At 62.7% G+C, this 20,411-nt stretch carries 14 protein-coding genes and 1 pseudogene; 10 read left to right on the top strand and 5 right to left on the bottom strand.

Annotation, left to right across the window (positions count from 1 at the left end; genetic code table 11):
* Positions 1–196: 196 nt before the first annotated feature.
* The 4 genes and pseudogenes from J3P85_RS11690 to J3P85_RS11675 form a co-directional block, all read left to right on the top strand.
* Positions 197–1,342: pseudogene (locus J3P85_RS11690) on the top strand (PDC sensor domain-containing protein); the annotation flags it as partial.
* A gap of 150 nt (positions 1,343–1,492) precedes the next feature.
* Complete coding sequence (locus J3P85_RS11685; protein WP_434706358.1) at positions 1,493–2,248, top strand: methyl-accepting chemotaxis protein; 756 nt, start codon at positions 1,493–1,495, stop codon at positions 2,246–2,248.
* Between the two features lie 89 nt (positions 2,249–2,337).
* Complete coding sequence (locus J3P85_RS11680) at positions 2,338–3,507, top strand: efflux RND transporter periplasmic adaptor subunit (protein ID WP_434705895.1); 1,170 nt, start codon at positions 2,338–2,340, stop codon at positions 3,505–3,507.
* Between the two features lie 3 nt (positions 3,508–3,510).
* Positions 3,511–6,606, top strand: coding sequence for a multidrug efflux RND transporter permease subunit (locus J3P85_RS11675; RefSeq protein ID WP_434705894.1), 3,096 nt, complete (start codon positions 3,511–3,513; stop codon positions 6,604–6,606).
* Positions 6,607–7,013: 407 nt separating this feature from the next.
* On the opposite strand, the gene J3P85_RS11670 is transcribed toward J3P85_RS11675, so the two are convergent.
* The 4 genes from J3P85_RS11670 to J3P85_RS11655 form a co-directional block, all read right to left on the bottom strand.
* Positions 7,014–7,862, bottom strand: coding sequence for an ureidoglycolate lyase (locus J3P85_RS11670; RefSeq protein ID WP_434705893.1), 849 nt, complete (start codon positions 7,860–7,862; stop codon positions 7,014–7,016).
* A gap of 25 nt (positions 7,863–7,887) precedes the next feature.
* Complete coding sequence (locus J3P85_RS11665) at positions 7,888–8,628, bottom strand: SDR family oxidoreductase (protein WP_434705892.1); 741 nt, start codon at positions 8,626–8,628, stop codon at positions 7,888–7,890.
* Complete coding sequence (locus J3P85_RS11660; protein WP_434705891.1) at positions 8,625–10,007, bottom strand: MFS transporter; 1,383 nt, start codon at positions 10,005–10,007, stop codon at positions 8,625–8,627. The genes J3P85_RS11665 and J3P85_RS11660 overlap by 4 nt, the downstream gene beginning before the upstream one ends.
* A gap of 392 nt (positions 10,008–10,399) precedes the next feature.
* A complete protein-coding gene (locus tag J3P85_RS11655) occupies positions 10,400–11,350 on the bottom strand; it encodes a LysR family transcriptional regulator (RefSeq protein WP_434705890.1) in 951 nt (316 codons plus the stop codon).
* Between the two features lie 114 nt (positions 11,351–11,464).
* On the opposite strand from J3P85_RS11655, the gene J3P85_RS11650 reads away from it, so the two are divergent.
* The 3 genes from J3P85_RS11650 to J3P85_RS11640 all read left to right on the top strand — a co-directional run bounded on the left by J3P85_RS11650 (position 11,465) and on the right by J3P85_RS11640 (position 14,828).
* Positions 11,465–12,646 (top strand): fumarylacetoacetate hydrolase family protein, encoded by a 1,182-nt coding sequence (locus J3P85_RS11650; protein WP_434705889.1) that lies wholly within the window; start codon positions 11,465–11,467, stop codon positions 12,644–12,646.
* A 47-nt stretch (positions 12,647–12,693) separates the two neighbouring features.
* Complete coding sequence (locus J3P85_RS11645) at positions 12,694–14,478, top strand: IlvD/Edd family dehydratase (RefSeq protein WP_434705888.1); 1,785 nt, start codon at positions 12,694–12,696, stop codon at positions 14,476–14,478.
* Positions 14,479–14,609: 131 nt separating this feature from the next.
* On the top strand, positions 14,610–14,828 hold the full coding sequence (locus tag J3P85_RS11640) for a tautomerase family protein (RefSeq protein ID WP_186705852.1): 219 nt from the start codon (positions 14,610–14,612) through the stop codon (positions 14,826–14,828).
* A 296-nt stretch (positions 14,829–15,124) separates the two neighbouring features.
* Here J3P85_RS11640 and J3P85_RS11635 read toward each other — a convergent pair whose 3' ends face one another.
* Positions 15,125–17,347 (bottom strand): TonB-dependent receptor, encoded by a 2,223-nt coding sequence (locus tag J3P85_RS11635; RefSeq protein WP_434705887.1) that lies wholly within the window; start codon positions 17,345–17,347, stop codon positions 15,125–15,127.
* A 240-nt stretch (positions 17,348–17,587) separates the two neighbouring features.
* Between J3P85_RS11635 and J3P85_RS11630 the strand changes: the two genes are divergently transcribed.
* The 3 genes from J3P85_RS11630 to J3P85_RS11620 all read left to right on the top strand — a co-directional run bounded on the left by J3P85_RS11630 (position 17,588) and on the right by J3P85_RS11620 (position 20,393).
* A complete protein-coding gene (locus J3P85_RS11630) occupies positions 17,588–18,814 on the top strand; it encodes an MFS transporter (RefSeq protein ID WP_434705886.1) in 1,227 nt (408 codons plus the stop codon).
* A gap of 85 nt (positions 18,815–18,899) precedes the next feature.
* Entirely contained in the window at positions 18,900–19,415 is a 516-nt protein-coding gene (locus J3P85_RS11625) for a sigma-70 family RNA polymerase sigma factor (RefSeq protein WP_434705885.1), read from the top strand.
* Entirely contained in the window at positions 19,416–20,393 is a 978-nt protein-coding gene (locus tag J3P85_RS11620; protein ID WP_434705884.1) for a FecR domain-containing protein, read from the top strand.
* Positions 20,394–20,411 lie beyond the last annotated feature (18 nt).

The raw sequence follows: 20,411 nt of genomic DNA, 5'->3' as shown, positions 1-20,411 counted from the left end.
AGTCCAGCGGGAGCAAGCTCCCTCGCCACAAGTTTTATGTTTTCTTGGCGGAGTCGCATTGCCCTATGCCGGCGCACAACCGCTGCCGATTCGGGATAACGGGAAAGTGCCCCCTGCCGCAAGATAACCTCGCCCACCGCTCAAACCGTGCTGGGCACAGAACAATAAAAATCCCCACGCGCAGGAAAACCTCAGCATGTCCTTCACTCGTCTCTCTATCCAATGGCGGATCACGCTCCTGAGCGGCCTGTGCCTGCTGGCCGTCGTCGGCGCACTGACCGGTGCCTCGCTGTATCAGAGCCAGCAAAGCGCAACGTTGCTCAAGCAGCAAAGCAGTCAATTGCTGGGGCGCTCGGCCCTGGAAGGTTTGCAGGCACAGGGCTTGGCACACGGTCAGCGGGTGGAACGGTTTTTCAGCGAAACGGCGATCTATGGGGAAGGTTTTGCCCAGCAAGTCCTGCAACTGCGCGCCCAGGCGTGGAAGAGGCGACTGACACCGGGGCAACTGCGTCGGGACTTGATCGCCGCGACTCGCCAGGCCCTTCAGAACCGCGAAAAAGTGCTGGGCTTCTACGTGGTGCTGCTTCCCGACGCGCTGGTCGGTGAAGATGCCGGCTTCACCGGCCAACGGGATCTGGCCGGCAATGAAATAGGTCGCTTTGCCCTGTACTGGTCGCAAAGCCAACCCGGCCATCTGGTGCAAGAAGTGCTCAGCGAAGCCCAGATCAGTGCCAACACCGCGCCACCGGGCAGCGAGCCGGCCAACGCCTGGTACGTCTGCCCCCAGACCCAAGGGCGCACCTGCGTGACCGAGCCCTACGCGATCGAGGTCGAAGGCCAGAAGACGCTGATGAGCAGCATATCCATACCGCTGCTGGACCAGGGCAAAGTCATCGGTGTCGTCGGCATTGACATCAGCCTCGAAACCCTCCAGCAGCTCGCCGCCAGCCTGGCCAACGACCTGTATCCCGGGCACAGCGAAATCAACATCCTTTCCCCATCCGGGCAAATTGCCGGCCACAGCGGCACCGTGGCGGGTACGTCTGTCGATGTGCAGCAAACCGTGCAAACCGCTCCGGCAAACGCCCCCTGGCAATTGCAGATACGCGTGCCGGAAACGCTGGTACAAGCGCCGGCCCTGCACATGCAGGCCCAGTTGGACGACAAGCATCGCCAGGCCAATTGGTTCAATCTCAGCCTGGGCTTGCTGGCTGCCGGCTTGGGCCTGTTGCTCATCTGGCTCACCGCCTACGGCGTGACCCGGCCGCTGCTGAGGGTGGCGCAGATGCTCGATGCGATTGTCGACGGCGACGGCGATCTCACCCAGCGCCTGCCCGACGACCGTCACGATGAATTGGGCCATCTGGCCCAGGGCTTCAATCGTTTTCTCGATAAACTGCAGCCCATCATCCGCGATATCCAGCAAGCCTCCCTCGACACCCGCAACACCGCCGACACCTCGGCGCAGGTGGCCCGGGAAGTCAGCGCGGGCATGCACACGCAGTACCGGGAAGTTGAACTGGCGGCAACCGCCTTGCATGAAATGAGCACCAGCGCCCAGGAAGTGGCGCGCCACTCCCACCAGGCGGCCGATGCCGCCACCGCCGCCGAAAATGCTAGCCGATCAGGGCGGGAACTATTCGCCAACGCGGTCAACAGCATCGACAGCCTCGACCGCTGCCTGGAAACCACCCTCGAGCAAGTGCAGGCACTGGCCGGCAACAGTCAGCACATCGGCCAGGTGTTGGATGTGATTTGTGCGATTGCCCAGCAGACCAACCTGCTGGCATTGAATGCCGCCATCGAGGCCGCCCGCGCTGGCGAACAGGGCCGTGGCTTCGCGGTGGTGGCCGACGAAGTCCGGCATCTGGCGAGCAATACGCAGAATTCGGTCGAACAAATACGCTCGGTGATCGAAGCGTTGCAGCAACTGAGCCAGGACGTCGTGCACAGCACCCAGTCGAGCCGCGAGCTGGCCAGGGACAGCGTCGTTCAAGTCGATCAGACCCAGGCGGCGCTGCAACGCATCACCGATGCCGTGGAAGTGATCGAACACATGAACCAGCAGATCGCCAGCGCGGCCCTGGAGCAAAGCGCTGTCGTGGAAGACATCAGCCATCGCGTCAGTGACATTCGCGGCATCAGTGAAACCTTGACCAGCCGCATGGAGGACGCTTCGCAGGCGAGCCACTCGTTGCATGCCATGGCCAACCACCAGCAGCAGTTGGTGGGGCACTTTCGGATCTGATTACACAATTTCACAGAGCGCCTACAAAGCTTCACCCCTGCCGCAGGCCCCCGTCCCTACCATGGGCGGCTCAATCGTGGGGAAGCACCATGTCCAAGACTCCTTTCGTCACACTGGGCCTGTTGGTCGGCGCACTGCTGCTCAGTGGCTGTGACAGCGCCTCGAACCCGCAAGCCTCCGTCCCGCTGCCCAGCGTGCGTGTCGAAACCGTCCAGGCCCGGCCATTGTCGATCAGCAACGAACTGAGCGGGCGGATCGCCGCGCCACGGGTCGCCGAAGTCCGGGCGCGGGTGGCCGGCGTGGTCTTGCAGCGGGTGTTCCATGAGGGCCGCGACGTCAAGCAGGGCGAGGTGCTGTTTCGCATCGATCCGGCACCGTTCAAGGCCGACCTGGACAGTGCCGAGGCGGCGTTGCGCAAGGCCGAGGCCAATGCGTTCCAGGCCCGCTTGCAAGCCCAGCGTTATGCCCAGTTGATCGATGACAAGGCGATCAGTGGCCAGGACTACGACAACGCCCGGGCCAACGTGCGCCAGACGGCCGCTGACGTCGCCGCCAGCAAGGCTGCGGTGGAACGGGCGAAACTGAACCTGGGGTATGCCACGGTGACCGCACCAATTTCCGGGCGCATCGGCCGCGCCCTGGTGACGGAAGGCGCCTTGGTGGGGCAGAACGAAAGCACGCCGTTGGCGCTGATCCAGCAACTGGACCCGATCCACGCCGACCTCACGCAATCGACCCGCGAACTCAACGACCTGCGCCGCGCCTTTCGCGCAGGGCAGTTGCAAGCAGTCGGCCAGGGCCAGGCCAAGGCCACCTTGATCCAGGACGACGGCAGCCCTTACCCGTTGCCCGGCAAGTTGCTGTTCACCGACCTCAGCGTCGACCCGAGCACCGGCCAGATCACCCTGCGCAGCGAATTTCCCAACCCCGACCTGGACCTGCTGCCGGGCAGTTTCATCCGCGTGCGCCTCGAACAAGCGGTCAACAGCCAAGGCATCACCGTGCCGCAACGGGCCATCCTGCGTGACAGCGCCGGGGTCGCCCAGGTGTTGCTGCTGGACGCCGAGCAAAAGGTCAGCCAGCAACCGGTGCAACTGGGCGCCGCGCAAAACGATCGCTGGGTCGTTACCCACGGCTTGAAACCGGGCGACCGCATCGTCATCGAAGGCCTGCAACACGCCCGTCCCGGCGAGCAAGTCCGGGTCGACGATTCCCCACTTCCCCTCGCCCAGGTTCCCGGGCCACAGGCAGGACACTAAGCCATGCCGCAATTCTTCATCGACCGTCCAGTGTTCGCCTGGGTCGTCGCCTTGTTCATTCTATTGTCCGGTGTCCTGGCCATTCCACAACTGCCGGTGGCCCAATACCCGGTCGTGGCCCCGCCACAAATCGAGATCTACACGGTGTATCCGGGCGCTTCGGCGCAAACCGTGGACGAAAGCGTGGTCAGCCTGATCGAGGAAGAACTCAACGGCGCCGACAACCTGCTGTATTTCGAATCCCAAAGCAGCCTGGGCAGCGCGACCATCACCGCGACTTTCCAGCCCGGGACCAACCCGGAGCTGGCCCAGGTCGATGTGCAGAACCGCCTCAAGGCGGTGGAGTCGCGCCTGCCGCAAGCGGTCACGCAGCAAGGCTTGCAGGTGGACAAAGTCTCCGCCGGCTTCCTGCTGCTGATCACCCTCACCTCCAACGACGGCAAGCTCGACGACGTTGCCCTCAGCGACTACCTGGCGCGCAACGTGATGAACGAGATCAAGCGCCTGGACGGTGTCGGCAAGGCCCAGCTGTACGGCGCCGAGCGGGCCATGCGGATCTGGATCGACCCCCGGAAACTGGTGGGGTTCAACCTGACCCCGGCCGATGTCAATGCCGCCATCGTGGCGCAGAACGCCCAGGTGTCGGCCGGCAGTCTGGGGGATCTGCCGAGCCGCAGCACCCAGGAAATCACCGCGACCATCGTCGTCAAAGGCCAGCTCAATACGCCGCAAGAGTTCGCCGACATTGTGCTCAAGGCCAACCCCGATGGCTCGACGGTGCGCATCGCCGACGTGGCACGGGTGGAAATCGGCAGCCAGGAATACCAGTTTTCCACGCGTCTGAACGGCAAGCCATCCACTGCCGTGGCGGTGCAACTGTCACCGGGAGCCAACGCGCTGAACACCGCGACCCTGGTGCGCAACAAGATGGACGAGCTGTCGCGCTACTTCCCGGCCGGCGTGGAATACAAGATCCCCTACGACACCTCGCCGTTCGTCAAAGTCTCGATCACCAAGGTGATCTATACCCTCGGCGAAGCGATGCTGCTGGTGTTCGCGGTGATGTTCCTGTTCCTGCAGAACATTCGCTACACGCTGATCCCGACATTGGTGGTGCCGGTGGCGTTGATGGGCACCTTCGCGACGATGCTGGCGCTGGGGTTCTCGATCAACGTGCTGACCATGTTCGGCATGGTGCTGGCCATCGGCATCCTGGTGGACGATGCCATCGTGGTGGTGGAGAACGTCGAGCGAATCATGGCCCAGGAAGGCTTGTCGCCCAAGGAAGCCACGCGCAAGGCCATGGGGCAGATCACCGGTGCGATCATCGGCATTACCCTGGTGTTGGTGGCGGTGTTCATTCCCATGGCGTTCATGCAGGGCTCGGTGGGGGTGATTTACCAACAGTTCTCGCTGTCGATGGCGACGTCGATTTTGTTCTCGGCCTTTCTCGCCCTGACCTTGACCCCGGCCCTTTGCGCGACCTTGCTCAAACCGGTCACCCAAGGTGATCACCACGGCAAAAACGGTTTCTTCGGCTGGTTCAACCGTGGTTTCGACCGATTCGGCGACCGCTATCAAGGATGGGTGGCCTACGCGCTGAAACGCAGCGGCCGATACCTGCTGATCTACGGCGTGCTGCTGGTGGGCATGGGCCTGCTGTTCAGTCGCCTGCCCTCCTCGTTCCTGCCGGTGGAAGACCAGGGCTACACCATCACCGACATCCAGCTGCCACCGGGCGCGAGCAAAAACCGGACGGTGCAGGTGGTGGAGCAGATCGAGGCGCACAACGCCGGTGAGCCGGGAGTCGGCGACAGCACGGTCATCCTCGGTTTCAGTTTCTCCGGCAGCGGGCAGAACGCGGCCCTGGCGTTCACCACCCTCAAGGACTGGTCGCAACGCGGCACCAAGGACTCGGCGGCATCCATCGCCGACCGCGCGAACCTGGCACTGAGTCAGGTCAAGGACGCCATGGCGTTCTCGGTGTTGCCGCCGCCCGTGGACGGCCTGGGCACCTCCAGCGGTTTCGAGTTCCGCTTGCAGGACCGTGGCGGCCTCGGCCACGCCACGCTGATGCAGGCCCGCGGCGAATTGCTCGCCGCCGCCGAAAAAAGCCCGATGCTGATCAATGTCCGCGAAAGCGCCCTGGCGGAGGCGCCGCAGGTGCAACTGGAGGTCGACCGCAAGCAGGCCAATGCCCTGGGCATTTCCTTTGCCGACGTCGGCAGTGTGTTGTCCACGGCGGTGGGTTCGGCCTACATCAACGACTTCCCCAACCAGGGGCGGATGCAGCGGGTGGTGGTCCAGGCCGAGGGCGACCAGCGCAGCCAGGTCGAGGACTTGTTGAAGATTCACGTGCGCAACAGCGGCGGGAAAATGGTGCCGTTGTCGGCCTTCGTCCAGGCCCGCTGGACCCAGGGGCCGGCGCAATTGACCCGCTACAACGGCTATCCGGCGGTGAGCATTTCCGGCGAACCGGCACCGGGCTACAGCACCGGGCAAGCCATGGCCGAAATCGAACGGTTGGTGGCCCAAGGGCCGACGGGACTGGGCCAGGAATGGACCGGGTTGTCCTTGCAGGAACGTTTGTCCGGCAGCCAGGCGCCGATCCTGCTGGGCCTGTCGCTGCTGGTGGTGTTCCTGTGCCTGGCGGCGCTGTACGAGAGTTGGTCGATCCCGACCTCGGTGCTGCTGGTGGTGCCGCTGGGTGTGCTCGGCGCGGTGCTTGCCGTGTCGTTGCGCGGCATGCCCAACGATGTGTTCTTCAAGATCGGGCTGATCACCATCATCGGCCTGTCGGCAAAGAACGCGATCCTGATCATCGAGTTCGCCAAGAGCCTGTACGACGATGGGCATGACCTGATCGACGCCACGCTCCAGGCCGCCCGCCTGCGCCTGCGACCGATCATCATGACGTCCCTGGCGTTCATTCTCGGCGTGGTACCCCTGGCAATCGCCACCGGTGCCAGCTCGGCGAGCCAGCAGGCCATTGGCACCGGGGTGATCGGCGGCATGATCACCGCCACCCTGGCGGTGGTGTTCGTGCCGGTGTTTTTCGTGGTGGTGATGAAGCGTGTCAGGCGTGTTGATCCAAAATGAGGCCAGGCCGGGCCGGGCCACCGCTATCGCGAGCAAGCTCGCTCCCACAGGGATTTGAGTTGAACGCCTATCCGGCGCTCACCTCGGACAAACTGTGGGAGCGAGCTTGCTCGCGAAGAGGCCGGCACATTCAACATTTTTATTGACTGTGACGCCGCCTTCGCGAGCAGGCTCGCTCCCACAGGGATTTGAGTTGAACGCCTATCCGGCGATCACCTCGGACAAACTGTGGGAGCGAGCTTGCTCGCGAAGAGGCCAGCACATTCAACATCTTTATTGACTGTGTCGCCGCCTTCGCGAGCAAGCCCGCTCCCACAGGGGATCTTCAGCAGGCACAATATCTGCGTGCATCCGAAGTCCTTCTGTGGGAGCGAGCCTGCTCGCGAAGACGGCCGCAAGCCCAACGATCAGTCCGCCTGCACCGTGACCTGACGCTGTTCACCCAAGCCCTCAATGCCCAAGCGCATGGTCTGGCCCGGGCGCAGGAATACCGGGTTGGGCTTGATGCCCAGCCCAACGCCAGGCGGTGTGCCGGTGGAAATCACATCCCCCGGTTGCAGGCTCATGCAGCGGCTCAGGTAGGCGATCAGTTGCGGCACGCTGAAGATCAGTGTCCGGGTATTGCCGTTTTGATAGCGATGCCCGTCGACTTCCAGCCACAGATCCAGCGTATGGGGGTCGGCGATTTCGTCCCGGGTCACCAACCAGGGTCCTAGAGGGCCGAAGGTGTCGAAGCCCTTGCCCTTGTCCCAGGTGCCGCCGCGCTCCAGTTGCCACTCGCGCTCGGACACATCGTTGATGACGCAATAACCGGCGACATGTTCCATGGCATTGGCTTCGTCGATGTAGCGCCCGCCCTTGCCAATGACCACGCCCAGCTCGACTTCCCAATCGGTCTTGAGCGAGCCACGGGGGATCTGGACGTCGTCGTTCGGCCCGCAAATGGCACTGGTCCATTTGTTGAAGATGATCGGCTCTTTCGGCACGTCCATGTTCGATTCGGCGGCATGGTCGGCGTAGTTCAGGCCAATGCAGATGAATTTGCCGACCTGGCCGACGCAGGCCCCGATGCGCGGCTGGCCGGTAACAAGCGGCAGGCTGCGGGGGTCGAGGGCGGCGAGTCGCGCCAGGCTTTCCGGGCCCAAGGCCTGCCCGGCGATGTCCGCCACGTGGCCCGACAGGTCGCGGATCTGCTTGTCTTCGTCCAACAGCCCGGGTTTTTCCGAACCTTTTTCGCCGTAACGCAACAGTTTCATGAAGTGCTCCTGCTCAAGTGAAAATTCAGAGGCTCATGCCGCCATCAATCACATGCACCGTCCCGGTGGTGTAGGCGGACGCGTCGCTGCCCAGGTACAACGCCATTTGCGCGATTTCCTCGGTGTGGCCAATACGTCCCATGGGCTGGCGGTCGAGAAACTGCCGATAGACCTCTGCTTCTTCGACACCTTGTCGCGCAGCCTGGTCGGCGATGCGCTGGCGTAGCGAAGGCGAGTCCACCGTGCCGGGGCAGATGGCGTTGCAGCGAATGCCCTGGCCGACAAAGTCGATGGCGACGGATTTGGTCAGCCCCACCACCGCCGCCTTGCTGGCAGCATAGGCGAAACGATTAGGCACGCCCTTGATACTGGACGCGACCGACGACATGTTGATGATCGAGCCGCCGCCACGGGCCAGCATGCCCGGCAGGAACGCGCGGATCATGCGGTACATGGCCGTGACATTGAGATCCATCGAACGTGCCCAGGACGCTTCATCGCATTCCAGGATGTTGCCGCTGTGCACATAACCGGCGCAGTTGAACAGCACGTCCAGCCCGCCGATGTGGTCGCGAGCAGCGTCGATGGCATCGGCCGAGGTGACATCGAGGATCATCGGCGTGATGCCTTCGATACCCGCCAATGCGCCAATATCAATGTCGCTGGCGAACACTTCGGCGCCCGCCTGGACGAAGGCAATGGCGCTGGCCAAGCCGATGCCTTGCCCGGCCGCCGTCACCAGGACTCGCTTGTTTTGCAGACTCATGCGGTCTCCAGTTGCGCTGCCGTGGGCGCGGTCTTGGGCGTCCTGCCGAGCATCGAGGCAGGGATCGCGAGGATCAATCCACCGCTGACCAACAGACACAAGGCCAACACGTAAGTACCGTTATTGATATTACCCGTCAGCGTTTCCGCCACGGCGGTGATCATCGAACCGGTGAAGCCCGACAGGTTGCCGATGGCGTTGATCATGCCGATCCCGGCCGCGGCGGCAACGCCCGACAGCACGGTGCCCGGCAGCGTCCAGAAAATCGGCATCAGGCTGAGGATCCCCGAGGCGGAGACACTGAGGAACAGGACCGACAGCACCAGGTTATCGGCGAAAAACGCGCTGAGGATCAGCCCGGCGCCGCCAATGAAGGCCGGGATCGCCGCATGCAGGCGCCGCTCGCCGGTACGGTTGGAATGACGGGCGTTGAGCAGCATCGCCACCACCGCCACCGAGTAAGGAATGGCAGTGAGCAAACCGATATGCAGGCTATTGGTGATGCCGGTGCTCTTGATGATCGACGGCATCCAGAACGCCAGGCCATAGAAACCGGTGTTGAAGGTCAGCAGGATCAACACCAGCAACCACACCCGAGGGTTGAAAAACACTTCGCTCAAGCGCGTGGCCTTGCCCTGGTTGTCGGTTTGCAGATTGGCCTTGAGCAAGGCTTTTTCCGCGACGGAGAGCCATTTGGCCTTGTCGATGTTGTCGGCCAGGCAGACGATCACCACGAACGCCATGATGATCGACGGAATGCCTTCGATGATCAGCATCCATTGCCAACCGGACATGCCGTGGACGCCCTGCATGCTGTTCATCAGCCAGCCGGAGAGGATGCCACCCAGGGTCAGGCTGACCGGCAGCGCCAGCAGGAACCCGGACATCACTCGGCTCTGCCGGTGGGTTGGGAACCAATAGTTGAGGTAGAGGATCACGCCGGGGAAAAAGCCCGCCTCACAGATACCCAACAGGAAACGCAGCACATAGAACATCGTGCTCGATTCGAGATGGAAAAACGCCGCCAGCGGCACGGTGTAGGCCACGGCCATGGAGATCACCGCCCAGCTGAGCATGATCCGGGCGATCCAGAACCGCGCGCCAAAGCGATGCAGCAACAGGTTGCTGGGGACTTCAAAGAGGAAATAGCCCCAGAAAAACATACTGGCGCCCAAGGCATACACGGTGTTACTGAATTGCAGCTCGTTGAGCATGTCGAGTTTGGCGAACCCGATGTTCACCCGATCGAGGTACGCCGCCATGTAGCACAGGAGCAGGACGGGAAGGATGCGCCAGATGACCTTGCGGTAGGTCCGGTCTTCGAAGTCGAGCTCGCCAGCTTGCGCCTGGGCGGGCAACTGCTCGGAGATGGTTTGCATAAGTAACCCCTGATTGTTTTTATTGGGTCACGTCGAATGAGCGAGTCATCCGGCGATTGAACGAGGACTCTACTGTCGGGGATCGATTCTTTCCCAATGGCATTTTTGGATTAGTTGATAACGAGACGTTATCGAGATAGCCGTCGGCTCTCTCCAATGCCGCCAAATCCCCCCGGTCGTGGCAGCATGCTTTAAGTTTGTATGAGTTCTTGTGGCGAGGGAGCTTGCTCCCGCTGGGGCGCGCAGCGGCCCTGAAACCAGGCAACTCGGTGTACCAGGCAAGTTGAGTTCACGGCTTTGGGTCTGCTACGCAGCCCAGCGGGAGCAAGCTCCCTCGCCACAAAGCGACCTTGCCAACCTAAGCCCTCCGCAGGATGGAGTCAGCGCGCCCCCTAAGTGGCCAATATTGCGGCCAGGCGGGCGTTGTCCTTGAGGATCTCGGCGAACTCCAGCGCCGCGCCCACCAACGGCTCATCCTTTCGCGTCAGGATCCCGTAATCCTGTGGGACCAGGTGCAGCGGCGTATCGAGGGTCTTGAGCTGGCCGCTGTCGAGCAGCGGATCGACCATGGCATTGGGCAGCATGCCGATCATGGGGCCGCGTTGCAGGACTTGGAGGAAGGTCTGCATGGAAATGGTGTCGATGGTGTTGCGCGGCATTCCCACCCCGGCTTCGGCGAAGGCCAGTTCCATGCGGGCGCGGATCGGCGTGCCGACCGGGTAGAGAATCCACGGCTGGTCCACCAGTTGCTGCAAAGAGGTCGGCCCGGCGCTCGCCAGGGGGTGACGGTCGTTGACCACGATGCAGAACGGCTCCGGGGCCAGGGGCTGGAAATCGTAGCGCTGTTGCTGGCTTTGCTCGGTAAACCGCGCCACGGCCAGGTCAAGTTTCTTTTCTTCAAGCATCTTCATCAGATGGTTGCTGGTCTGCTCCACCACCTCGATGGACAGCAAGGGCCAGCGTTGCTTGATCTGCAGGATCGCCTCGGGCAAGGCCACCGCCGTCGCGGCAAATATACCGCCGACCTTGAGGTAGCCATGGCCTCCTTCGCGCAGGCTGCTGATTTGCTCGACGAACGAACGGGCGTCGTTCAAGGCGATCTGCGCGTAACGCAGCACATGTTCGCCCAGTGCGGTGGGCGGCATGCTCCGGGGTCGGCGTTCGAACAGGGCAAAGCCGAGCAGGCTTTCGATTTCCTTGAGCATCTTGCTCACGGCCGGCTGGCTGAGGTTCATCTGCTCGGCCGCCAGATGCATGTTGCAGGTGCGCCCCAAGGTATCGATCAGCAGCAGATGGCGAAATTTGAGCCAGCCGCAGAAGCTGGAGAAAGACAGATCGGACATGGGCAATCCTCGACGATGCAATAACCGGACGTTATCAGATACTGAATATATCTCATTGGAGTTCATCAACAGCGCGCCCTAGCTTGAACGCTTTACCCACCAGGAAGACTGCCCATGTCGCTGATGCTGACTCCCGAGAACACCCTGCCCGTCGATGGCGTCGCCGGCACCCTGATTGGTCGTGCCTGGGTGCCAGGCCGGATCGCCGGCCCTTCACCCGTGGTGCTGCGCAGTGACGGGGTGTTCGACCTGTCGGAGCGTTTTGCGACATTGAGCGACTTGCTGGAAACAGAATCCCCCCTGGCGGCCGTCAGGCAGACGCCCGGTACCTTCATCGCCAGCGTCGAAGCGTTGCTGGCCAATACCGGCATTCAGGCCGACCCGACCAAGCCGTTCCTCTTGCCGCCCCTGGACTTGCAAGTGATCAAGGCCGCCGGCGTGACCTTCGCCGCCAGCATGATCGAACGGGTGATCGAGGAACAGGCCGGCGGTGACGCGGCAAAGGCCGAGGCCGTCCGTGCCACCGTGCACAGCGTGATCGGCGACAACCTGCGGGCCATCGTGCCGGGGTCCGAGCAAGCCATGCGCCTGAAAGCCTTGCTCATCGAACAGGGCATGTGGTCGCAATACCTGGAAGTCGGCATCGGCCCGGATGCGGAAATCTTCACCAAGGCACCGGTCCTGGCCGCCGTGGGCAGCGGCAGCCGCATCGGCATTCATCCGATCTCGCAATGGAACAACCCGGAACCGGAAGTGGTGCTGGCGGTGAACAGCCGTGGCCAGATCCACGGCGCTACCCTGGGCAACGATGTCAACCTGCGGGACATCGAAGGCCGCAGTGCGCTGTTGCTGAGCAAGGCCAAGGACAACAACGCGTCTTGCGCCATCGGCCCGTTCATTCGCCTGTTCGACGAACACTTCAGCCTCGATGACGTTCGCGCCTGCGTGGTCGATCTCAAGGTACAAGGCGAAGATGGCTACCGCCTGCACGGTTCGAGCTCCATGAGCCAGATCAGCCGTGACCCGCAGGACCTGGCGGGCCAGACGCTCAACGCCAACCACCAATATCCGGACGGGTTTGTGCTGTTTCTCGGTACGCTGTTCGCCCCCACCGAAGACCGCGATCATCCCGGCAGCGGTTTCACCCACAAGCGCGGGGACGTGGTCAGCATCAGCAGCCCGTTGCTCGGCGGCCTGCATAACCAGGTCGCCCATAGCTGCGACGCCGCCCCCTGGACCTTTGGTGTCGGTGCCCTGATCCGTAACCTCGCCGCCCGAGGACTGCTGGGCCGCTGACGCCACCACCGTGACCGATTCATCCAATTACAAGAGAGACATGAATCATGAGTGACACGCCTAAACGCCGCCTGCGCAGCGAGCAATGGTTCAACGACCCGGCCCACGCGGACATGACCGCGCTGTATGTCGAACGCTACATGAACTACGGCATGACCCGCGAAGAGCTGCAATCGGGACGCCCGATCATCGGCATCGCCCAGACCGGCAGCGACCTGACGCCCTGCAACCGCCATCACCTGGAACTGGCCCAACGGGTCAAGGCCGGCATCCGCGATGCCGGCGGCATCCCCATGGAATTCCCGGTGCACCCGATCGCCGAACAGTCGCGGCGGCCCACGGCGGCGCTGGACCGCAACCTGGCCTACCTGGGGCTGGTGGAAATCCTTCACGGCTACCCGTTGGATGGCGTGGTGCTCACCACCGGTTGCGACAAGACCACGCCCGCCTGCCTGATGGCGGCGGCGACCACCGACTTGCCCGCCATTGTCCTGTCCGGCGGGCCGATGCTCGACGGCCATCACAAGGGCGAACTGATCGGCTCCGGCACCGTGCTCTGGCACGCGCGCAACCTGATGGCCGCCGGCGAGATCGACTACGAAGGCTTCATGGAAATGACCACCGCGGCCTCGCCCTCGGTGGGTCACTGCAACACCATGGGCACCGCCTTGTCGATGAACGCCCTGGCCGAAGCCCTGGGCATGTCGCTGCCCGGTTGCGCGAGCATCCCGGCGCCCTATCGCGAGCGCGGGCAAATGGCCTACGCCACCGGCAAGCGTATCTGCGAATTGGTGCTCCAGGACGTGCGTCCTTCCCAGATCATGACCCGCCAGGCCTTCGAGAACGCCATCGCCGTCGCCTCCGCCCTCGGCGCTTCGAGCAATTGCCCACCGCACTTGATCGCCATCGCCCGGCACATGGGCGTCGAACTGAGCCTGGACGATTGGCAACGGATTGGCGAAGACGTGCCGCTGCTGGTCAATTGCATGCCGGCGGGCAAGTACCTGGGCGAAGGGTTCCATCGGGCCGGCGGCGTGCCCTCGGTCATGCATGAACTGCAAAAAGCCGGACGCCTGCACGAAGACTGCGCCACGGTCAGCGGCAGGACCATCGGCGAAATCGTCAGCAGCAGCCTGACCAGCAACGCCGATGTGATCCATCCCTTCGAGACGCCGCTCAAGCACCGTGCCGGTTTCATTGTCCTCAGCGGCAATTTCTTCGACAGCGCGATCATGAAGATGTCGGTGGTGGGCGAGGCGTTTCGCAAGACCTACCTGTCCGAGCCCGGCGCCGAGAACAGTTTCGAAGCCCGGGCCATCGTCTTCGAAGGACCGGAGGATTACCACGCCCGCATCGACGACCCGGCGCTGGACATCGATGAGCGCTGCATCCTGGTCATTCGCGGTGTCGGCACGGTGGGCTACCCCGGCAGCGCGGAGGTGGTGAACATGGCCCCGCCAGCCGCACTGATCAAACAAGGCATCGACTCCCTGCCCTGCCTGGGCGACGGTCGCCAGAGCGGCACCTCGGCGAGCCCATCGATCCTCAACATGTCCCCTGAAGCAGCCGTCGGTGGCGGCCTGGCGTTGCTGCAAACCAACGACCGGCTGAAAGTGGACCTGAACACCCGCACGGTGAACCTGCTGATCGACGACGAAGAAATGGCCCGGCGCCGACTCGCGTGGACGCCGAACATCCCGCCGTCGCAAACGCCCTGGCAGGAGTTGTACCGGCAACTGGTGGGACAGCTTTCCACCGGGGGCTGCCTGGAGCCGGCGACGTTGCACCTGCGGGTGATTGCTCGCAGTGGTGAGCCGCGTCATTCGCACTGAGTGGCCGATTGTTCAGTTACGTTGAATGCAGATGCCAACCCAGAGGGATTTATTCCACGGACCTAAAGGAGAAAGATGCGCGCCAGGGGCCCTCGCCCCTGCCGAATCCTTCACACCCACGGAGTCGATCCATGCCATTTGCCAACTACAAATTTCCCGAAGGAATCCTGGACCACGCGCGCAAGGAAGAGATCATCCATCGCACCACGGAGATGTTCGTCGAATATTTCGGCGAGGGGGTGCGTCCGTTCACCATGGTCCTGGTGGAAGAGGTGGCAGACGGTGGCTGGGGGCGCGCCGATGAAACGCTGACGCTGGAAAAGATGGGGCTGCCGGCCAAAGGGCAATAGTGCTGTTCACTTAAGACCTGTTTGAACCCCTGTGGCCAGAGATTGCTCCCTCGCCACAGGGCGGGTGTTTGGCTGGAACAGTCAGCTCTATGAGCCTCAGAAAAACCTGTGGGAGCGAGCTTGCTCGCGATGCCGGCCATATATTCAGTACCTTCATCGACTGTCATACCGCTATCGCGAGCAAGCTCGCTCCCACAATTGGATTTGCGGCGAAACGCAGGCCACAGGTTCATCGTTTTTCTTAAGCGAATAGTTTTCACAGGGTGGCCCTTGGCTTGAGCCACCCCTGCCCTGCCTCAGAAATCGACCGTGGCCGACAACTGCAAGGTACGCGGAGAGCCTGGCGAGAAGGCACCGTACGAGGCGACGCCCGACCAGTATTCACGGTCAAAGACGTTCTGGACCGTGGCCCTGAACGTCGTCGGTCGACCCTCGATCCTGGTGGCGTAGCGAGCCCCCGCATCGAAGCGCGTCCAGGCATCCAGCTCCTGGGTGTTGGCCTGGTTCACGTATTGGCTGCTGGTGTAGATCGCACCGCTGGTGAGGGTAAAGCCTTCCACCCACGGGGTGTCCCATTCCGCCCACAGGTTGGCTTGGACGTCTGGCACGCCGACCGGTTTATTGCCACGGTTGGCTGCGGTGGCGGAATCCGTCAGTTCGCCGTCGAGCAGTGTCACGCCACCCATCAAGCGGGTACCGGGAGCCACTTCGCCGAACACACTCAATTCCACACCACGGTTGCGTTGTTCGGCCTGCACCGAGAAGACATCGTTCGCGTCGAGCTCGCCACTGGGTTTCTCGATCTGGAACAGTGCCAGGGTGGTCATGAACGTGCCGTGCTCATACTTGACGCCCATCTCGTGTTGCTTGGAGACATAAGGTGCGAACATTTGCCCGGAATTGGTCGCGTTAGCCGGCGCGGCGTCACCCTTACTCAGGCCCTCGACATAGTTGTAGTAGAGCGATACGTCTTCCCAGGGCTTAACGACGACACCGAACATTGGCGTAGTTTTGCTTTTGTCGTAGGACGGAGTGACAACGGGGGTGTTGTAGTTTTCCGACTTGACGTTTTGCCGGCGCAAACCCAGGGTCAGTTGAACGCGGTCATCCAATGCCGACAACGTGTCACTCAAGGCAAAGCCGGACAACTGCGACTCGGAAACGCGCAGTACTCTGGGCGCATTTATGGCTGGTTTGGGTACGTCCACCGGATGATAAATGTTCGAGGGAATATCTGTCCCTCGGTTGATGCCCCGTGACAGCTCATCCTGATAAGTGCTCGCCATCAGCGTCGTCGTGTGGGTGACAGGGCCGGTGTCGAACACCCCGCGAACTCCCACGTCTGCTGTCGAACGATCCACGTTGAATTTGTAGTACCCCGGCCTGTTGGTGATATCGCCGGCATTATTAATGATTTCTGGCACCTGGTCCGACATCCGCTTGACGTCCGACCGACCGCCACCGGCATGGGCGAACACCGTGACCGCGTCCGTCAGGTCATATTCGCCACCCAGCAATGCCGACTGCTCCTTGGTGTCCGACCAACCCCATTTCTGCGACGCGTTGGTGCGACCGTTGGGGGCAGATGGAACCTCAACATTGCGCGCGACGGTGAAGGGTCGCGAAGCACCTTCGAAGCTTTCTTTCTGGCTGATGAAGTCGAGGTTCAAGCGCAGGCGCTCGCCGCGATAATCGAAGGCGATGGCGCCGATATCGAGCTCGCGCTCCTGGTCATCGACGGCCGTGTCGCCACCCTGGAGGCTGCCGTTGAAGCGCACGCCGAACTGGTTTTCCGAGCCGAATCGGCGGCTGACGTCCAGGTGCCCGCCCACGTAGGAGTCAGACGCATAGCTGCCGGTAAAGCGCGTCAGGTCTTCGTCCAACGGCCGCTTGGGGACGATATTGATCACCCCGCCCACGCCGCTGTTGGGCGACATGCCGTACATCAGCGCACCCGGTCCCTTGAGCACTTCGATCCGTTCGGCATAGTCGGTGAACACCCGGTAGTTGGGCGCCACGCCGTAGACACCGTCGTAGGCCAGCTCGCCAAGGTTGCCCTCGCCGATGGGAAAACCACGGATGAAAAACGAATCGACGATGCCGCCCACCTGGCCCGTCGAGCGCACCGAAGGGTCGCGTTGCAAGGCATCGGCCGCGGTCACGGTTTGCAGGTCGGCCAGCGTCTTGGCGGTGTAGCTGGTCACGCTGAATGGCGTGTCCATCACGTCCTTGTTGCCCATCATCCCCAGGCGCGCGCCACGCGCCACTTGACCACCGGCCAGCTCGGCCGGCAGTGCGCTCGGGTTGTCGTGGGTGCCGGTGATGTTGGTGGCGTCAAGGGTCAAGCCTGGGCCGCTGTCGACCGCAGGGACGTCCGAGGTTTGCTCGGCGGCGGGCTTTTGCCCGGGGGTTGCCGCCCAGGCGGTGGCGCTTCCTGCGACCAGCATGAAACTCAGGGTGGCGGTACGAATCGCGAGGGATAACGCAGACTCACCACAAGGTCGACGTGCAACAGACATGGCTTAAGGATCCTTTCCGACGAGAGAAAATGGTAATCACTCCTATTGCCAGTCGACCTGCGGAAAAGTATCACCCCCCGGCGGTTATTTTTTCAGGCGGCACCCGAACGCTCGGGCACACAGCCGCTGTTGCGCTATCGACGCCTTGCAACCTTTCGTGCAGCCGGGCATCTTGCCGACCGAGTCATCGCCCGCAGCACACCCACCCGCTTGCCAGCGATTAACCACCGAGGTCGAGTCATGTCCCACGCAGGTGCCCTCCAGGGTTCGAACGTCAGAATCCTGGTTTCCCTTCTGTTCGCGATCCAGCTTATCTCCATGGGCGCGATGGAAATGAGCGGGCCGTTCTGGCCGGTGCACCTGCGCGGGCTGACGTCGTCGGAGTCGGTTTTCAGCTTCGCCAGCATCGCCGTGTATGTCGGGCCAATGCTGGGCATCATCCTGACCAGCGCCTTCTGGGGCCGTATCGGTGATCGCTACGGCCATAAGCTGATGATGATCCGCGCCCTGGCGGGCTTGTCGCTGACCCAGCTCGGGCTGGCGCTGAGCAGTGACATCTGGGTCATCCTGATCCTGCGTTTCCTGCAAGGCGCCTTTGCCGGTTACATCGCCCCGGCGCAGGCCTACGGCGTCAGCATCGAAGCCCCGTCACGACGGGCGCGGCTGTTTGCGATCCTGCAGATATCCACCAACGTCGGCTCATTGCTCGGCGCGGTGGTCGGCGGCCTGATCCTCGACTACGCCACGTTCTTCTGGATCAACATCATTGCCTCGGCCTTGTGCGCGGTGTGCACGGTGGTCGCCGCGATGACCTTGCCGGACGTGCCACCGGTGACGAAATCCGCGACCGGCCAAGCCCCGGCGGCGACCCGTCGTACCGACAGCGTCTGGCAAGGCACACCGTTGCTGTCGTTGCTGTGCGTCATGGGCATCCTGCTGTTGGCGCGGATGCTGCCGCAGACGTCATTCTCCTTGTACGTAAGCTCGGTATTCGACGTCAGCAATTCGGTGGTCGGTCTCTGCTACGGCTTGCTGGCGCTGGGTTTCATCCTCTCGGCCACGGCCTGGTCGCGCTATTTCGAGCACCGTACCCAGCAGGACACCTTGCACCGCATTCTCTATGTCGTGCTCGGTTGCATCGCCCTGACCGCCCTGGCAGGGACTACGCGCAACGCCATCGTTTTTGTCGTCGCCTACTTCATCTGGGGGGTGCTGCTGGGCGCCACCACGCCGGTGCTGATGGCGCTGATCTCGAAATCCGCCGACAGCTCGCGACAAGGCCATGTGCTGGGCATTGCCCAGGGCACCGCCCAATTCGCGTCGATCGCGGGCATTTCCGCCGGTGGGTTGCTCAGCCAGGTCTACGGCTTGCAGTACACCTACCTGTTCGTTTGCCTGGCTTATGGGTTGGCACTGATTCCCGTCGTCGCGTTGCGATACTGGCCGATAAACCCGTCGCCTACCTGAAGCAGGGTTGTCGAATGCCGCTTGCGTCCCGGACAAGTTGTCCTTTAGCATTGGGAATACTTCTCAATTGCAAAAAAACGCAGCCATGAGCGAAACCCTGCCCGCGAACAACGACCATCATCTGCGCGTGATCGAAGCGCTGTACGCCGGCCATCATGGCTGGCTGTACGCCACGTTGAAGAAGAAACTGGGCAACGCCATGGATGCAGCAGACTTGGCCCAAGACACCTTCACGCGCATTCTCGCCTCCCAAGTCACCGTCATTGACCAGCCCCGGGCCTACCTGAGCTGCGTCGCCAAGGGCATTCTCATCAACTGGTATCAGCGCAAGGCCCTGGAACGCGCCTACCTGGACGCGCTCGCGCATTTGCCGGCCCAGGAAGTACCGTCTCCTGAATTGCGCTTTTTGGTGCTGGAAACCCTGCACGAAATCGACGCCATGCTCGACACGCTGCCGGCGCCGGTCAAACGGGCCTTCCTGCTGTCGCAGATCGGCGGCCTGAAATACGACGACATCGCCCAACAGCTGGACGTCTCGCTAATCACGGTCAAGCGCTACATGAAGCAGGCGTTCGTGCAGTGCCTGATGCTGGTGGAATGAATGCTCACCCGACGTCATGAGCCGCCGCTCGATCCCAAGGTCCTCGAAGAAGCCGCTGAGTGGCTGATGCGCTTGAGTGAGCGCGACCTCAGCGACAGCGAGCGCGCCGAGTGGGAATGCTGGAGGGCCAGCAGCCCCGAGCGCGGCCGAGCCTGGTCCCGGGCGCAAGTGCTGCAAGGCAAGCTCGGCGGCTTGCCACGCTCGCTGGCGATGTCGGCGCTGGATCGCCCGAGCAGCCCCGAACGACGCACGGCCCTTGGCAAACTGGCGTTGCTGCTGGCCGTGGTGCCTGCCGGTTGGGGCAGTTGGAAACTGGCGCAATCGCAGCAATGGTCCGCCGACTATCGCACCGCCGTGGGCGAGCGTCGCGAGCTGACCCTGGCCGACGGTTCCCACATCACCCTCAATACCGACACGGCCATCGACGTGCTGTTCGACACCCGGCAGCGGCTCATCCAGGTGCGCGAAGGGGAAATCCTGGTGCAGACCGCGCCGGATGCTTCACCCCAGGCGCGACCGTTCCTGGTCAGTACTCGTGAGGGGCGGATGCAGGCCCTGGGCACGCGGTTCACCGTGCGCCAACTGCCATCGACCACCCATCTGGCGGTACTCGAAGGCGCTGTGCGGATTGAATTGGCCGATGCTCGCCAGGCCGCGCCGCTCGTTGTCAACGCCGGGCAGCGCACTGATTTCTCGGCACAGGCCTTCGGCCCGTTGAGCCCGGCAGACCGCAACGTCGGTGCCTGGACCCAAGGCATGCTGATGGCCGACAAGATGCGCCTGGCGGACTTCGTCGCCGAGCTGGCCCGCTATCGCCGGGGCTTCGTGCGTTGCGACCCGGCCATTGCCGGACTGCGGGTTTCCGGTGCCTTTCCCATCAGCGATACCCAGCGCACGCTCAATATGCTGGCGCAAACCTACCCGATCCTGGTCAGCGGCCATTTGAGCGGTTATTGGGTGACGCTCTCCCCTGCCTGACCCCGCAAAAAAAATTGC

This window comes from Pseudomonas sp. Z1-12, from assembly GCF_051132015.1.
GTDB lineage: Bacteria > Pseudomonadota > Gammaproteobacteria > Pseudomonadales > Pseudomonadaceae > Aquipseudomonas > Aquipseudomonas zanjanensis.
Note: the sequence above shows the minus strand (reverse complement) of the source record. Positions and strands in the feature narration are given on the sequence as shown.

Bases quoted from the DNA above. Each gene is read 5' to 3' on its own strand.
- J3P85_RS11685 (WP_434706358.1), top strand. From the start codon at position 1,493: ATGCACACGCAGTACCGGGAAGTTGAACTGGCGGCAACCGCCTTGCAT.
- J3P85_RS11680 (WP_434705895.1), top strand. From the start codon at position 2,338: ATGTCCAAGACTCCTTTCGTCACACTGGGCCTGTTGGTCGGCGCACTG.
- J3P85_RS11675 (WP_434705894.1), top strand. From the start codon at position 3,511: ATGCCGCAATTCTTCATCGACCGTCCAGTGTTCGCCTGGGTCGTCGCC.
- J3P85_RS11670 (WP_434705893.1), bottom strand. From the start codon at position 7,862: ATGAAACTGTTGCGTTACGGCGAAAAAGGTTCGGAAAAACCCGGGCTG.
- J3P85_RS11665 (WP_434705892.1), bottom strand. From the start codon at position 8,628: ATGAGTCTGCAAAACAAGCGAGTCCTGGTGACGGCGGCCGGGCAAGGC.
- J3P85_RS11660 (WP_434705891.1), bottom strand. From the start codon at position 10,007: ATGCAAACCATCTCCGAGCAGTTGCCCGCCCAGGCGCAAGCTGGCGAG.
- J3P85_RS11655 (WP_434705890.1), bottom strand. From the start codon at position 11,350: ATGTCCGATCTGTCTTTCTCCAGCTTCTGCGGCTGGCTCAAATTTCGC.
- J3P85_RS11650 (WP_434705889.1), top strand. From the start codon at position 11,465: ATGTCGCTGATGCTGACTCCCGAGAACACCCTGCCCGTCGATGGCGTC.
- J3P85_RS11645 (WP_434705888.1), top strand. From the start codon at position 12,694: ATGAGTGACACGCCTAAACGCCGCCTGCGCAGCGAGCAATGGTTCAAC.
- J3P85_RS11640 (WP_186705852.1), top strand. From the start codon at position 14,610: ATGCCATTTGCCAACTACAAATTTCCCGAAGGAATCCTGGACCACGCG.
- J3P85_RS11635 (WP_434705887.1), bottom strand. From the start codon at position 17,347: ATGTCTGTTGCACGTCGACCTTGTGGTGAGTCTGCGTTATCCCTCGCG.
- J3P85_RS11630 (WP_434705886.1), top strand. From the start codon at position 17,588: ATGTCCCACGCAGGTGCCCTCCAGGGTTCGAACGTCAGAATCCTGGTT.
- J3P85_RS11625 (WP_434705885.1), top strand. From the start codon at position 18,900: ATGAGCGAAACCCTGCCCGCGAACAACGACCATCATCTGCGCGTGATC.
- J3P85_RS11620 (WP_434705884.1), top strand. From the start codon at position 19,416: ATGCTCACCCGACGTCATGAGCCGCCGCTCGATCCCAAGGTCCTCGAA.